Source organism: Methyloglobulus sp. (assembly GCF_964779595.1).
Genome location: NZ_CBAROL010000002.1, coordinates 106,507 through 121,562, shown reverse-complemented (window position 1 = coordinate 121,562; position 15,056 = coordinate 106,507). Strand labels below are relative to the sequence as shown.

Annotated in this window: 17 protein-coding genes; 14 read left to right on the top strand and 3 right to left on the bottom strand. The window is 44.5% G+C overall.

Annotation, left to right across the window (positions count from 1 at the left end; translation table 11 throughout):
- Positions 1 to 23: 23 nt before the first annotated feature.
- The 7 genes from ribH to AC1YY3_RS01670 all read left to right on the top strand — a co-directional run bounded on the left by ribH (position 24) and on the right by AC1YY3_RS01670 (position 4,378).
- Positions 24 to 503 (top strand): 6,7-dimethyl-8-ribityllumazine synthase, encoded by a 480-nt coding sequence (ribH, locus tag AC1YY3_RS01700; RefSeq protein WP_481823955.1) that lies wholly within the window; start codon positions 24 to 26, stop codon positions 501 to 503.
- Positions 500 to 937: a transcription antitermination factor NusB gene (gene nusB / locus AC1YY3_RS01695; protein WP_481823956.1), complete on the top strand. Its 438-nt coding sequence runs from the start codon at positions 500 to 502 to the stop codon at positions 935 to 937. The genes ribH and nusB overlap by 4 nt, the downstream gene beginning before the upstream one ends.
- A 17-nt stretch (positions 938 to 954) precedes the next feature.
- Positions 955 to 1,713, top strand: coding sequence for a toll/interleukin-1 receptor domain-containing protein (locus tag AC1YY3_RS01690; RefSeq protein ID WP_481823957.1), 759 nt, complete (start codon positions 955 to 957; stop codon positions 1,711 to 1,713).
- A 653-nt stretch (positions 1,714 to 2,366) separates the two neighbouring features.
- A complete protein-coding gene (locus AC1YY3_RS01685) occupies positions 2,367 to 2,618 on the top strand; it encodes a type II toxin-antitoxin system Phd/YefM family antitoxin (protein ID WP_481823958.1) in 252 nt (83 codons plus the stop codon).
- Positions 2,608 to 2,898 (top strand): type II toxin-antitoxin system RelE family toxin, encoded by a 291-nt coding sequence (locus AC1YY3_RS01680; RefSeq protein WP_481823959.1) that lies wholly within the window; start codon positions 2,608 to 2,610, stop codon positions 2,896 to 2,898. The genes AC1YY3_RS01685 and AC1YY3_RS01680 overlap by 11 nt, the downstream gene beginning before the upstream one ends.
- Positions 2,899 to 2,907: 9 nt before the next feature.
- Positions 2,908 to 3,882 (top strand): thiamine-phosphate kinase, encoded by a 975-nt coding sequence (thiL, locus tag AC1YY3_RS01675; protein WP_481823960.1) that lies wholly within the window; start codon positions 2,908 to 2,910, stop codon positions 3,880 to 3,882.
- A complete protein-coding gene (locus tag AC1YY3_RS01670; RefSeq protein ID WP_481823961.1) occupies positions 3,866 to 4,378 on the top strand; it encodes a phosphatidylglycerophosphatase A family protein in 513 nt (170 codons plus the stop codon). Before thiL ends, AC1YY3_RS01670 begins: the two co-directional genes overlap by 17 nt.
- Before the next feature lie 42 nt (positions 4,379 to 4,420).
- Here the strand turns inward: AC1YY3_RS01670 and AC1YY3_RS01665 are convergent, their stop codons facing one another.
- Together AC1YY3_RS01665 and AC1YY3_RS01660 are read right to left on the bottom strand one after the other, a co-directional pair.
- Positions 4,421 to 4,918 carry a hypothetical protein gene (locus AC1YY3_RS01665; RefSeq protein ID WP_481823962.1) on the bottom strand — a complete coding sequence of 166 codons (498 nt, stop codon included), beginning with the start codon at positions 4,916 to 4,918 and terminating at the stop codon, positions 4,421 to 4,423.
- 44 nt (positions 4,919 to 4,962) lie between these two features.
- Positions 4,963 to 6,339: a P-loop NTPase family protein gene (locus AC1YY3_RS01660; protein WP_481823963.1), complete on the bottom strand. Its 1,377-nt coding sequence runs from the start codon at positions 6,337 to 6,339 to the stop codon at positions 4,963 to 4,965.
- Positions 6,340 to 6,435: 96 nt separating this feature from the next.
- On the opposite strand from AC1YY3_RS01660, the gene AC1YY3_RS01655 reads away from it, so the two are divergent.
- Positions 6,436 to 6,936, top strand: a complete 501-nt coding sequence (locus AC1YY3_RS01655) for a hypothetical protein (protein ID WP_481823964.1) — start codon at positions 6,436 to 6,438, stop codon at positions 6,934 to 6,936.
- A 4-nt stretch (positions 6,937 to 6,940) separates the two neighbouring features.
- Here the strand turns inward: AC1YY3_RS01655 and nadB are convergent, their stop codons facing one another.
- Positions 6,941 to 8,539, bottom strand: coding sequence for an L-aspartate oxidase (gene nadB / locus AC1YY3_RS01650; RefSeq protein ID WP_481823965.1), 1,599 nt, complete (start codon positions 8,537 to 8,539; stop codon positions 6,941 to 6,943).
- Positions 8,540 to 8,725: 186 nt separating this feature from the next.
- On the opposite strand from nadB, the gene rpoE reads away from it, so the two are divergent.
- The 6 genes from rpoE (at position 8,726) to lepB (ending at position 15,045) form a co-directional block, all read left to right on the top strand.
- The gene (gene rpoE, locus AC1YY3_RS01645; RefSeq protein ID WP_481823966.1) at positions 8,726 to 9,316 is read left to right on the top strand and encodes an RNA polymerase sigma factor RpoE; all 591 of its coding nucleotides are present in this window, start codon (positions 8,726 to 8,728) and stop codon (positions 9,314 to 9,316) included.
- Between the two features lie 12 nt (positions 9,317 to 9,328).
- Positions 9,329 to 9,904 carry a sigma-E factor negative regulatory protein gene (locus AC1YY3_RS01640; RefSeq protein ID WP_481823967.1) on the top strand — a complete coding sequence of 192 codons (576 nt, stop codon included), beginning with the start codon at positions 9,329 to 9,331 and terminating at the stop codon, positions 9,902 to 9,904.
- A 38-nt stretch (positions 9,905 to 9,942) separates the two neighbouring features.
- The gene (locus AC1YY3_RS01635; RefSeq protein WP_482194266.1) at positions 9,943 to 10,869 is read left to right on the top strand and encodes a MucB/RseB C-terminal domain-containing protein; all 927 of its coding nucleotides are present in this window, start codon (positions 9,943 to 9,945) and stop codon (positions 10,867 to 10,869) included.
- Positions 10,870 to 11,023: 154 nt separating this feature from the next.
- Positions 11,024 to 12,430: a DegQ family serine endoprotease gene (locus tag AC1YY3_RS01630; protein ID WP_481823969.1), complete on the top strand. Its 1,407-nt coding sequence runs from the start codon at positions 11,024 to 11,026 to the stop codon at positions 12,428 to 12,430.
- A 3-nt stretch (positions 12,431 to 12,433) separates the two neighbouring features.
- The gene (gene lepA / locus AC1YY3_RS01625) at positions 12,434 to 14,233 is read left to right on the top strand and encodes a translation elongation factor 4 (RefSeq protein WP_481823970.1); all 1,800 of its coding nucleotides are present in this window, start codon (positions 12,434 to 12,436) and stop codon (positions 14,231 to 14,233) included.
- Positions 14,234 to 14,268: 35 nt separating this feature from the next.
- Complete coding sequence (gene lepB, locus AC1YY3_RS01620) at positions 14,269 to 15,045, top strand: signal peptidase I (protein ID WP_481823971.1); 777 nt, start codon at positions 14,269 to 14,271, stop codon at positions 15,043 to 15,045.
- Positions 15,046 to 15,056: the final 11 nt, after the last annotated feature.

Here is a 15,056-nt window from a genome sequence, read left to right as displayed (position 1 = left end):
TTTAAACCAAACAGAGAAACACAATGTCCGCAATAACAACCATCGAAGGAAACCTATCCGCCCAAGGTCGCACCTTGTGCATCGTCGCATCACGGTTTAACAGCTTTATCGTCGAACAGCTACAAGCTGGTGCGATTGATACCTTAGTCCGTCACGGCGCAGACCGGGCGAACATCCACGTCGTTAAAGCCCCAGGTGCGTTTGAATTGCCATTGGTCGTGCAACGCGTTGCCGCGAGCAAAAAATACGATGCCATCATAGCCGTTGGTGCGGTAATACGTGGCGGTACGCCACATTTTGAATATGTCGCTGGCGAATGCGTTAAGGGAATAGCTACCGTTGCTATGCAATATGATATACCGGTAAGCTTTGGTGTACTGACCGTCGATACCATTGAACAAGCCATCGAACGCGCTGGCACGAAAGCGGGCAACAAGGGCGCGGAAGCAGCTATGTCTGCGATAGAAATGATGAGCCTGCTGGAAAACTTAGCCAAACAATGAGCCAAACCAAAACCAACGCACGTAAAGCCGTCGTGCAAGCGCTCTACCAATGGCAGATGACCGGGCAAAGCCTTATCAGCATTGAATTACAATTTGAGGAAGATGGTCGTTTAAAAGGCGTACAAAAAAGCTACTTCAAAGAGCTGTTTCACGGCATCCCCCAATGCGTGGACACCATCGACGAAGTCCTCAGTGAATTTGTTGACCGCCCTGTTGACGTTATTGATCCCGTTGAACGGGCGATATTGCGGTTGGGGGCTTATGAATTAATGCACCGTCCCGAAATGCCGTACCGCGTCGTCCTGAATGAAAGCATCAACCTTGCCAAATACTTTGGGGCGGATGGCAGCCATCGTTACGTGAACGGGATTTTGGATAAGGTGGCGCAGGAGAAAAGGACAATAGAGATAACGTCTCGGTCATCAAATACGTAGCTTTCACATAACACCATATGACATCTTTAGGTTTTGGCCCTGTTTATATAAAAAATGGTAAGCATAAAGGTCGTATAGGTTATTTTGATGATCTTCATACCGAAAAGAAGATTGAAAAAGCCGTTGTCATATTCGGACATCCTCTACTCACATATAATCATGATGTTATTTCGTTTGATTGTTTAGAGGCTATTAATAGCCATAATCTTCTCAAGCGTATAGATTATCTATGGAGAGTAATTTATCTTAAAAGCGAAAATAATAAACATATTTCTGACACCAAGAAAATTACATATTTAGAAGAAATTAATTATATCCATAGTTTGCTTAGTGACAGGATGTTTGATGCGATGTTTAAACATGAACAAAACGAAATAAATGTATTTCTATCTCATTCTTCTGATGACAAAAATTTTGTTAAATCTTTAGCTGTTGATTTAAAACACTATGGAATTTCTGTTTGGCTTGATGAGTGGGAAATTGACATTGGAGAATCAATTCCGACTAAAGTTGCAGAGGGTATTGAAAACTGTCAATTTTTGGCACTAATTTTGTCTGAAAAATCAGTGCAATCAAAATGGGTAGAAAACGAATGGCAAGCAAAGTATTGGGAAGAATTACAGAACGGGAAAATTCATTTGTTACCAATATTGATTGAGGACTGTGAAATTCCTAGGTTATTGAAACATAAAAAATATGCTAATTTTATAAATGGTTATGACAACGCATTAGAAGAGCTTGTTAAGTCAATTAAAAGGTTAAGTAACATCAGCTAAATTGCACTTCATTAGGTGAATTATTTCCAAATAGTGTGAACGTCACTAAATTAAAAAAAGTTATTAAAATTTTAACCCACCGTTCTTTATTTTGGGCGTGACGGGGTATGTTACCCCGTCACTTACGTTTTATTGATGTTTACAATATTGAAGCACATTAAAAAACTATGTGGACGGGGCAACATGCCCCGTCCGGCACGGTAGTTTCATTAAAAACATACAAAATGAATTTAGTTTTGGAAAATGCTTAATCCGCAAGGTTGTGGAGCGGAATAGTCGTGTAGGGTGCATTCCATGCACCATTGGTGCGTAAAACGCACCCTACTTTGGGAGTGACGGGGTATGCTACCCCGTCACTTACGTTTTATTGATGTTTACAATATTGAAGCACATTAAAACTATGTGGACGGGGCAACATGCCCCGTCCGGCACGGTAGTCTAAAAAATGCTTGCTTGATAACTGATTCGGTTTTACTAAAAACATACAAAATGAATTTAGTTTTGGAAAATGCTTAATCCGCAAGGTTGTGGAGAGGAATAGTCGTGTAGGGTGTATTCCATGCACCACTTGGTGCGTAAACATACCCATAACACATTTGTCCTTGCCAATTGCCAATAAAGCACTAAAATAAGCCCTTATATTTGGGTGTCTTATGCAACAAATCCTGGCTTCATTCAGCGCGAGCATTTCCGAACTCAAAAAAAATCCCTCTGCCTTGCTGAATAAGGCGGAAGGCGAAGCGATTGCCATCCTTAACCATAACTCGCCTACCGCTTATTTGGTGCCGGCAGATGTTTATGAACAGTTGTTGGAAAAATTAGAAGATTATGAACTCGGTAAAATCGTAAAGGAACGGCAAGCCGAAAAGCCATTTGCAATTGAAGTAGCGCTGGATGACCTTTAGGCTGAAATTCCTGCCCAGCGCCAAGAAAGAGTGGGATAAGCTGGATAACAGCATTAAAGTCCAGTTTAAGAAGAAACTCGAAAAATGCCTGGAAAATCCGCATATTCCCGCCAATAAATTACGCGATTTAGATTCCGCTTACAAAATAAAACTTCGTTCGTCTGGTTATCGCTTGGTTTATGAAGTTGATGACCAAGATGTCATTGTATTCGTCATCGCCGTTGGCAAACGGGAAAACAGTGTCGTTTATGATAAAGCGAAGGAAAGGTCGAAGTCGTAGCGTGGTAGGATGCATAAAAAGCACCCTACATCAATCAATTTTATAACTGACAATTTGATTTCCGAATTCTCTCTCATCGACCGCTTTTTCAAGCGGCAAACAACCAATCCATCTGTCGCTCAGGGTATAGGCGATGACTGCGCCTTGTTATCCATGCCAAATGGGTATGAATTAGCCATTACCACCGACACGATGGTGGAGAATGTCCACTTCTTCGCTGGATGTGCCCCTTACCAATTAGGCCATAAGCTATTGGCGGTTAACTTGAGCGACCTCGCCAGCATGGGTGCGAAGCCGCTTGCGGTTACATTGGCCTTAACCTTGTCTAATGTTGATAAAAACTGGCTGCAAGCCTTTGCCGACGGTTTTTTTGCTTTGGCTGATCGTTATTCGGCGGATTTGATTGGCGGCGATACCACGTCCGGCCCGTTAACGTTAACTGTGACGGCATTAGGTTTAGTGCCTACAGGACAAGCACTCAGGCGTTCAACAGCCAAACCGGGCGACATCATTTGCGTAACGGGGCATCTTGGCGATGCAGGGCTAGGTTTAAAAATCAACCAAGGTTACGACTGCAAACAGCCGGATGCTGCCCTAAATCGGTTTAACCAGCCTGAGCCACAAGTTGTTTTTGGACAGGCTTTAATCGGTATAGCCAATGCCTGTATCGATATTTCAGATGGATTGGTTGGTGATTTGGGGCATATCCTAGAACAAAGCCGGGTAGGTGCTTGTCTGGATTGGGAGGCTTTGCCCTTATCGACAGAAGTCCTTGCTTATATCGAAAACACAGGTGATTGGGCTATGCCGTTGACTGCCGGGGACGATTATGAGCTGTGCTTTACCGTCAGCCCAGGTAAGGTTGATGCCGTAACCTTTCCGTACACTAAAATAGGCTTTATCGAAGCCGAACTGGGATTGCGGCTCAACAAATCAAGCAACATTCAACCATTAGGGGTCAAAAGTTTTGAACACTTTTCTTAATGCCCATTACGGCAAAAATCGGCTAACACCCAAGCAAATCCTGTCAGACCCAATCCTGTTCCTGGCATTCGGTTTCGGCTCAGGCTTGGCAAAAAAAGCTCCCGGCACGTGCGGTACGTTGGCGGCAATTCCGCTTTATTGCGTGCTGGCGCAAACGGGGAATATCTTCTACAGCTTGGTAATGCTAGCCGTTACGATTGTGGGCATCTGGATTTGTGGGTTGGCGGCAGATAAGCTGGGCGAACACGATTTTGGAGGTATCGTTTGGGATGAAATTGCCGGTTATTTGATTACCCTTTGGTTTATCCCATTTAGCTGGCAAGGTGTGGTGCTGGGTTTTATTTTATTCCGGTTCTTCGACATCCTCAAGCCCTGGCCGATAAAAGTAGCAGATCGGCGCGTACAAGGGGGTTTTGGGATTATGCTGGATGATGTGTTGGCAGGGGTGTTGGCTAATGTGGTTTTGGTGCTGATTTTGCGGTGGTGGGGTAATTGATTTTAAGGGATTAACAACGATAATCAAAACCAAACAATCAGGCTATAAAATCTGCCCAAGCGCAAAAGCACTCAAGAAAGTTGCGATGAAGTAGAGTAAAGCTAAAACCATGCTGGCAGCAATGTTGATAAGCAAGGTGCGTTTTATGATGTAAGAAACTATCGCGTAGTACCAAGCTAACAATAAGAAAAATAAGTAATAACTGTAAAGATCTTCGGATACTGTCAGCCACACCATAACCGGTACTACGAATGCCGAGATCAGATTGGCACTAAACATGAATGCCGTGGTGACTTGTACATAGGCATAAAGGGTTTTGTTCAGAAAGAGCATGATGCCGATAAATGCCAACATTAATACCGTTTGTAGGCTGATTTCATAAAGTGACTCGAAAGGGTCATCAATCATATTGGCTTGTAACAAATAGCCGATAACAAAATAAATGAGCAGGCTTTTTCTGAACAAACCTACCGATCTCGGCAGTTCCAAGGGATCGTTATTCAACCAACATAGCGCTAAGTATTCTCTTATGGTATCCATAATTGCTTAGTTTAGGGCAGTTAATGAGGTTGCATCGGTATCAATTAATCAGAAGAATTTGGTTTGCGGTTGTTATAGGTGCTGAAACTATCATTCAGTGCCTGAACCAAATCTTTGGTTTTATCTGAGAGTTGGGTCAACCGTGCTTTGTTTTTCTTATTCCAACCCGCAGGTTCTGAAAAATTAAGTAACATTCGCGAAAAGGTCAGGTTCGATTCAAACATTTCGCCCAAATTTTCCATCAAATGCAGTTCTTTCTGGCGAATCTTAAGTTTGTTAACGATAAATTTGGCTTGCATCTTGCTCATTATCAAGTGCGAGGGCATCATGATAGCAATGATAACCAGGATGGCTATAGGTCCAATAATGGGGTCAATCAGCAAGTCAATAACGCCAATTTGTAATTCCGCAAACACAATCAGTGCCGCTATAGAGCCAAGGATGATAAGGCTGGACATGTTAACCCGTTCTTTCCAAAGAGCTATGCCTTCTTTAACCTCAGGAACGACGGTATTTTCAATTTCATGAATGCTTTTTTCTAAGGTGTATAGAATCCGGTATGATCGATCATGTTCAACATTGGCTAAACGCAGATCAATTTCAGTAAATTGCGGCGTATTTTGAGCATTAACGCTGTGTTCCTGGTTGGGTAGCAGGATAAATTGTCCGGTATTAAGGCCGATGTCGGCCAATCTGCGTTGCCAGGAGGAGATGATTTCGCTGCTTTTGGTGGGGTAAAAAGTCGCTGCTGGCGCATCAATAAGATAGATAAATTTATTGGTGTCCTGATGTGAGGTAATTTGTTGCACCAGCTCATTCATCAGAGACGTAGATGTTTCAAACACATCACAAAATACGAGGACTAGATCAGAATTTTCGAGAATATGGGTCGTTAACATCGATATCACGGGAGTGGCCGATGTTGCGCTGACATTCGGTGCATCGATAAACAATTTACCTTTCAGGCGGTCGCTGTTAATGGTTTTTAATTCCAGATACGAGTTGATACGGCGGCCTTCACCTTCTTGTAACTGCTCGATTTTCTCGCTGATCTGGTAAAACGGGTAACGATGATCAACATCCAGAGCGGTTCCTGGTAAGGTCGCAGGGGTGGCTTGGTTGCTATTTAGCAGTACCGTAAATTTGTGGCTGGATGCCTGAATGCCAGAAAGTAGCTGATCGGTACTCAGATAACTGTTGATAAAGCGCGATTTAGCGGTGGAATTGCCACCAATCAGGCTAACGACAGGCCACCAGGAGTACTTGCTGGCGGTGGTTTCTTCGTTCTCAATCAATCCCAAGTCATATTCAACTTGATCGAGTTCGTGGAACACTTTTGCTGCGTTCAGTAATACTGGATTGTCATTAGCAAAGTGCTTTTCCAAGTTGACCAGGTATTTGCTAACTGTTTTATCAGCCATTAAGTTGACCCCATTTTGTTGAGTTTTTATAGGTATGAAGCAGGCTAAAAGTATACACCCAGAATGGTTTAATGATAAAAACAAGGGGAAAATTTATTGATTTTTTTAGCACTTCTCCGCTTATACCGAGTCCTAGAACTAACTGTTGGCAAGATTGCCATTGCCCTTCATAATACGCGGCAAATGATGAAAGGTACGAAGAATTTGCTAATAAACCGACGTTGCGTAGGGATTACTACTTGTGTTATCGCAGGATTGCTACAGGCATGTATGCCTTTTGCACTAGGAAAGTATGGGCCGGACGACCAACCACGCGAAGAGTTTGAACAGCGCGTCGAAGCGGCATTTCGGTTGCAAAACCGAATGACCAGTGAAGTCATGGTGATGCAGGAAGGCGATGTGGCGGCTAAAGATCATGAAGCTATCCTTCAAGCCGAGCAGCTCATGGAAAAAAACTGCAACTATCTTAATGAATATGTTTCACGTGATATAGACGGACTTAATAAAGGATTGTTTCTGCAACGGCATGTAGAGAAATCTGTACTGGATTGCGAGACGGCTGCCCGTAATGTCGAAGCGTTACTAAAAGCGCGTTAGCGGATTACTCAGGAGTCAGGATTGAATTCTGCGGTGGTTTGCTGTCGTCGGTATCAGGATAATCCAAGGTATAGTGTAACCCTCGGCTTTCCTTACGTAATTTAGCACAGCGGATAATTAATTCCGCCACAATTACCAAGTTACGCAGTTCCAGTAAGTCGCTGGTTACCCTAAAGTTTCCGTAATATTCTGCGATTTCCTGTTTCAGCAAATCCACGCGGTGCATGGCTCGATCTAGGCGTTTGTCTGTCCTGACGATGCCGACATAATCCCACATAAACCGCCTGAGTTCGTCCCAATTGTGCGAAACCACGACTTCTTCGTCGGAATTGCTGACTTTTGATTCGTCCCAGTCACGGATGGCAGGAGGTGCAGGAATGTCCGCAAGTCTTTTCAAAATATCTTCACTGGCGCGGTCAGCAAAAACCAAACACTCTAATAATGAATTGCTCGCCATGCGATTTGCGCCGTGCAGGCCGGTACTGGCGACCTCGCCGACTGCATACAGGTTTGCGATGTCCGTCCGGGCATAGCTGTCGGTCATTACCCCGCCGCAAGTGTAGTGTGCTGCTGGTACGACGGGAATCGGTTGCTTGGTGATGTCGATGTCAAATTTGAGGCATTGCTCGTAAATATTGGGAAAATGCTCCTTAATGAAATCCGCCGATTTATGGCTGATGTCGAGATATACGCAGTCTATACCGCGTTTTTTGATTTCGTGGTCAATCGCGCGCGCAACAATATCGCGTGGTGCAAGCTCGCCGCGTGGATCGAAGTGCTGCATAAACGGCGAGCCATCCGGCAATACCAATTTGCCGCCTTCACCGCGCACTGCTTCCGTTATCAGGAAAGAACCAGCGTTGGGGTGATATAAACAGGTTGGATGGAACTGCATGAATTCCATATTACTGACGCGGCAACCTGCACGCCAAGCCAAAGCAATGCCGTCCCCAGTGGCGCTTTGTGGGTTGGTGCTGTACAGGTAAACCTTGCTGGCACCACCTGTGGCTAAGACCACAACACGGGCGGAAAGAGTTTTGACCTGTTGTTTTGTTGAATCTAAAACATAAGCACCAACGGCTTTTTTGGTTGAGCTTCCTGCTTCAACCGTGATTAATTCGACGACATTATGGTGTTCAAACAAGGTAATGTTCGAGTGTTCTTTGGCACGATCAATCAATGACAGCGACACTGCCTTACCTGTCGCATCAGCGGCATGGACGACACGGCGGTGCGAATGTCCGCCTTCTCGCGTTAAATGTAATTTGGTGCCGCCAGTCGTGACGGTTTCTTCGGTAAATACAACACCTTGTTCGCGCAGCCAATTGATGGAGTTTTTGCCGTAAGTTACTGCTAATCTAACGATTTCAGGGTCGCAAAGCCCCGCGCCGGCATTCAAGGTATCTTCAATATGGGATTCAATGGAATCTTCCGCATCAAACACCGCTGATATGCCACCTTGGGCGTAGTATGTGCTGCCTGCGGTCAGGGCAAATTTAGATAATACGGCAACCGTTAGCGAATGATCCGCCAATTTCAGTGCCAAGCTTAGACCGGCTCCACCGCTGCCAATAATCAGAACATCATGCGTATCACAAGTCATACTAAATTTACAGGCGGAAAGATTTCGGATTATTTAAAAATAAACAGGCTGTTAGCCCTGATAGCCAAAGTTGTGGCTTACCAAGCTTAGTTTGTGGATAATAGCGGTTTTTTGCATGATAGCAATTTTTTTCTAGTCGAGAACTTTTACCACTCAATCCTGTCTACCTACATAGTTGAAACCTCAGTGAACGACCGCACCAGAAATATCGAGCTTTTAGACGAAGAACTGGTATCGCGGGTTCAACAGGGCGATAAATCCGCGTACGATATTCTGGTGATCCGGTATCAGCATAAGATTATTCAACTGGTTAATCGTTATGTTAAAGATCACAGCGAGGCGCAGGACGTAGCTCAAGAGGCTTTTATCAAGGCTTACAGGGCGTTAGGGAGTTTTCGCGGGGATTCTGCTTTTTACACATGGTTATACCGTATTGCGATTAATACGGCAAAAAACTATCTGGTGTCGCGGTCAAGAAGAAATTCTGATTACCATATCGATGTGCAAGATGCAGAAGCAGTTGAAAATGCGCCGCAATTGCAAGGCTTAGAAACCCCAGAGCGGGAATTGTTGAGTGAAGAAATAGTCAAGACCATCCAGTTGGCAATTGACAATTTACCGGAAGAAATGCGGGTGGCGATTATGTTACGGGAGTTTGAAGGCATGAGTTATGAAGAAATTGCAGAGGCGATGGATTGCCCAGTAGGTACGGTTCGTTCGCGCATATTCAGGGCGCGTGAGGCGATAGACAGTAAGTTAAACCCTTTGCTCGATTAATGGTGAAGTTCGATGCGTGATGAAGTCAATCAAAAAATTTCCTGGCTTGTTGATGGTGAGCTGGGTCACGATGAAACGTTGGATTTGTTGAAAAAAATACAATCAGATGAGGTGCTTAAAGCTAAGATGAGTCGGTATCAAGCAATTAGTCAGGCATTAAAGACGGATGAGTTTTACCAAGTCCGATGCGATTTTTCTCATCAAGTTTTTCAAGAAATTCAGCAAGAACCCACTTATTTCCTCCCGCAATTAAAACCCCAACACCCTCCGCAAGTCCAAGATACCGATAAACAATCCAAACGCAAATTGTATGCAGTGGCGGCATCAACCCTAGTCGCTGCGGTATTGGTGGGTCAAAGCTTACGTGATGACACAGCCGGAAATCAATACCAAACGGTAACCGCAATGGCTGTCTCAGGTCAACAGCTACCATTCTCTGCCAATCAGCCAGACAAGCTCAAGCAACGTCGCCAGCCCTTAAACGCCGAGTTTAATGATTATCTGCAAGCTCACAATAGCAGTGTCTACACCAATGGTGAGGTTCTGTTACAACCCTACGCCAAAGTGACTGCCTACGGTCAGGAATGATTGCGGTGCGGATTCTCTTTACCCTTTTGTTAGCAGCGATGAGTGCAGTCTCCGCCGCTGAAAATCCGTTGACGGCCAAACAAATCCTCCAAAAAATGGTCAAGGCAATGGAGGTATCCAATTATCAGGGTACGGTTGTTTTTTTAAAGAATGACAAGCTGGAAGCGATGAAATACTTTCATACCAGCGAAAAAAACCAAGAGCAAGAACGCTTGGTGTCCCTAAATTCCCCTCAGCGTGAAATCATCAGAAATTCCGATGAAGTCACTTGCCTGTATAAATTGACCCAACAGGTAATTGTTGACCATCGACCTTATGAGCATTCATTCATTGTTGATGTCCCGAAAAACCTGGATGAACTGGATACCAGCTACCAGTTTGAGGTTGTAGGTGAGGAAGATGTGGCAATGTTGCCCTCCTACGTTGTTGCCATCCAGCCCAAAGATGATTTTCGCTACATCCGAAAAATATGGATAGCCAAAGAACAGTTTTTGCCTATGAAAGCAATCGTTTATGGTCTTTCTGGTATTGTTTTAGAGCAAGTGGTATTTACCGAAATGCAGATTAACAAACAGCCTCTGAGTAAAGATAAGGTAGTCGCTGAGGTGAGCAAAGTAACGGCGACTGCATCAGAATCAGAAAATAATGCCTCTTTTGAGGTGACTGCTTTGCCATTAGGTTTCAAGCAAATATTTTTTAGCCGTAAACCCCTGCATCAAACCGATCAACCGGTAGATCATCTGTTGTTAAGTGACGGCTTTGCTTCTGTTTCAGTTTATCTGGAGTCAAAAAAAGCCAATACGACACCGGATTCCCGACTTCCTGAGGGGATACATTCCGTGGGAGCAATCAATTCCATGAGCCGTAGCTTGGCGGATTCCCAGCTTACGGTATTAGGAGAAGTGCCTGCCTCAACAGTCAAATATATTTCCGAAGGTGTAAAACTTCGCAATTCCACACCTTGAATTCTCTCGACTATCTTGATTACTCGACAGAGAAATAGCTTTTATCCCATACTTACGCACGTTTACCGTTTTCAAAGTGTCTTGAAAGGTGTTAGTGTTGCCCGTAATATTGTTCCTGTTCTATATTTAACTGCTTGGATGTAATGGAGGTTTTATGCTCAAAAGGGTGATTTACTGTGTATTTTTAATGGCTGTAAGTAACCAAACTGTTTTTGCACAGTTACCGGATTTTACCGAGATGGTAAAAACCAATGGCGTGGCTGTCGTCAACATCAGCACGACCCAAAAAGCAAAGCCAGCGGTTAAAGGGATGCCAAAAAATCAACAGATGCCTGAAGGTTTGCCTCCCGAAATGGAGGAGCTTTTTAAGCACTTTTTCAATGATCCTGAAGGCGGTGGCGGGTTCGGTGGTGAGGATACGCAGTCATTGGGTTCGGGTTTTATCATCTCCCAGGATGGTTATATATTAACTAATCACCATGTCGTAAAAGATGCCGACGAAATTGTCGTCAAGTTTTCGGATCGGCGTGAATTACTGGCAAAACTGATAGGTTCGGATGCGCGTACGGACATCGCCTTATTAAAAGTCCAAGCCACTGATTTGCCAGTAGTTAGCATTGGTTCGCCTAATGATTTAAAAGTAGGCGAATGGGTGTTGGCTATCGGCTCTCCGTTCGGATTTGAACAGTCGGTTACCGCTGGCATTGTCAGCGCGAAAGGGCGGAGCTTGCCGGGTGGTAATTATGTACCGTTTATACAAACCGATGTCGCCATAAACCCAGGCAATTCAGGTGGGCCTCTATTCAATATGGACGGCAAAGTGGTTGGCATAAATTCGCAAATTTATAGCCGCACGGGCGGTTTCATGGGCTTGTCGTTTGCCATTCCCATGGATGTCGTTATGAATGTCGTTCAACAGATTAAAACCAGTGGCAAAGCCGCTCACGGTTGGTTAGGTGTGCAAATTCAGGATGTTACTCGGCAACTGGCTGAATCTTTTGGCATGAAGAAGCCGCAAGGTGCGTTGGTGTCAAAAATAATCCCGAAAAGCCCAGCGGAAAAAGCCGGATTGCAAATTGGTGACATCATTACTGAATTTAATGGCAAACCCATCGAATCATCGGCCGATTTACCGCCTATGGTTGGCATTGCCCCGATTAACGAGGAAGGTAAATTAACCATCATCAGGCAAGGAGATACCAAAACTATCGAGTTTAAGGTTGGTCTATTGCCGGATGAGGAAGCGAAAACACCGTTGTATAAGACTGAAACTAAGCCTACTAACAGGCTGGGTATAAATGTTGCCGATATAACCGCCGAACAACGGGAGTCATTGGAAAATATCAAAAATGGCGTGCTAGTTCAAGATGTTGAGAGCGGTATCGCCGCCGATGCGGGGATACAGTCAGGCGATGTCGTCTTACGTATCCAGAATAATGTCATTCGCAATGTCAGTGACTTTGATAAAATAGTCAAAAATCTTCCCGTAGGTAAATCGGTTGCGGTTTTGATTCAGCGCCGTGGCAGCCCGGTTTTTTTGGCTTTGAAAATTGATAAATAATTCGTGGATTTAAAACATATAAGAAATTTTTCCATCATAGCGCATATAGATCATGGTAAATCGACACTTGCGGATCGCTTCATTCAACTTTGCGGAGGCTTAACGGCACGGGAAATGTCAGCCCAAGTCCTTGATTCAATGGACATCGAGAAGGAGCGTGGCATCACCATCAAGGCGCAAAGCGTCACGCTGGATTTTGTCGCCAAGGATGGCGAAACCTATCAGTTAAACTTCATTGATACGCCTGGGCATGTCGATTTCTCTTATGAGGTATCGCGATCATTAGCGGCCTGCGAAGGCGCTTTATTGGTCGTCGATGCGGCTCAAGGCGTTGAGGCGCAAAGTGTCGCCAATTGCTATACGGCAATAGAACAAGGCCTTGAAGTCGTTCCGGTGCTGAATAAAATCGATTTGCCTTCCGCCGAACCTGAGCGCGTACAGGCAGAAATCGAAGAAGTTATCGGTATTCCGGCTGATGAAGCCTTGCTGATTAGCGCCAAAACTGGTTTAGGCGTACGGGATGTGCTTGAACAGTTGGTTATCAAAGTCCCGCCGCCCCAAGGTAATATCGCAGGGCCGTTGCAAGCGTTGATTATCGACTCCTGGTTTGACAGTTATTTAGGTGTTGTGTCCTTGGTCAGGATCGTACATGGCAGCATCCGTAAAAAACAAAAGATCACGATCATGTCCACGGGAAAATCATTTTTGGTGGATGCCGTCGGTGTTTTTACGCCCAAACGCCTAGAAAAGGATGTTTTGAATACCGGTGAAGTGGGCTATGTAGTCGCCGGAATCAAAGATATTTTCGGTGCCCCAGTCGGTGATACCCTCACGTGGACTGACAATCCTGCGCCAGAACAACTCACTGGCTTTCAAAAAGTTCAAGCTAGGGTTTTTGCTGGCTTGTACCCAGTCAGCTCTGACAATTACGAAGACCTGCGCGAAGCACTCAACAAACTCAACCTGAACGATGCGTCCTTGGTATTTGAACCAGAGACTTCGTTAGCATTAGGTTTCGGTTTTCGCTGCGGTTTTCTGGGTATGTTGCACATGGAAATCGTCCAGGAACGCTTGGAGCGGGAATACGATGTAGATCTGATTACCACTGCGCCTACAGTTATTTACGAGGTCATCACTCAAAATGATAAGGTGTTGATGATTGATAATCCGGCAAAATTGCCGGATATAGGCATGATTAAATCGATTAGGGAGCCGATCATCAGGGCCAATATCCTGGTGCCGCAGGCTTATCTGGGTGCAGTCATTACGCTTTGTATTGAAAAACGCGGTGTTCAAATAGATATGCAGTATGTCGGTAGGCAGGTATCTATCCATTACGAATTGCCGATGAGTGAAGTCGTACTAGATTTTTTTGATCGGTTAAAGTCCGTGAGCAGGGGCTTTGCATCCTTTGATTACGAGTTCTTGCGTTTTCAAGAAGCCCCGTTGGTTAAACTGGACGTGTTGATTAATGCCGATAAAGTTGATGCCTTGTCGATTATCGTGCATCGTGACCTTAGCAACAACCGTGGTCGTGATCTGGTCGAAAAAATGAAAGAGCTGATCCCCAGGCAAATGTATGAAGTGGTGATACAGGCCGCTATCGGCTCCAAAGTCATTGCGAGGTCAACGGTTAAAGCGATGCGGAAAAATGTCACGGCCAAATGTTATGGTGGTGATATTAGCCGCAAGAAAAAACTGCTGGAAAAACAAAAAGCCGGTAAAAAACGGATGAAACAAGTGGGCAATATCGAGATTCCACAAGAAGCATTTTTGGCTGTATTGCAGCTTAATAAAGAATAAAACAGCATTCCTTTCAATTACTTGAAGAAACCTCTATGGATTATGATTTTTCATTTTTTCTTTTTATAGCCAGCATCGTAACGGGTGTGATTTGGGGTGGGTACTTATTGTACCTAAAAACACAAGCGCGGGAATTTGATGAAGCTAATGAACCGATAGTTGTTGAATATGCGCGGTCATTTTTCCCCATTGTGCTGATTGTTTTCTTATTGCGTTCATTTTTGGCAGAACCGTTCCGTATCCCTTCTGCATCTATGATGCCCACTTTGTTGATCGGTGATTTCCTGCTGGTTAATAAGTTCGCCTACGGAATACGTCTGCCAGTCATCAATAAAAAAATTATTGAACTGGATGGGCCGCACCGTGGAGACATCGTGGTATTCCGCTTTCCTAAAGATCCGACGGTAGATTACATCAAGCGGGTTATCGGTTTGCCGGGCGATAAGGTCGCGTACTACAACAAAAAACTTTTTATCAACGATGCGCCAGTCAATCAAACTTCGCTAGGTTCTTACCAGGGCGTTGGGCAAGGGCAGGATATGACGGGCAACGCACACTTTGAGGAAAATTTGACGGGTGTTGAACACAGTATTTTGATTCGTAATGATGCACCAACTGTTGAAGGTTCTTATGTGATTCCGCCGGGTAATTACTTTGTCATGGGCGATAACCGTGATAACAGTAATGACAGCCGTTATTGGGGAACTGTTCCTGAAGAGAATTTGGTAGGTAAGGCGTTTTTTATCTGGATGAACTGGGATTGGGAATATAAAGGCATTGGCTTTAACCGCATTGGCACGGTTTTAAAATGAACTACACTTAG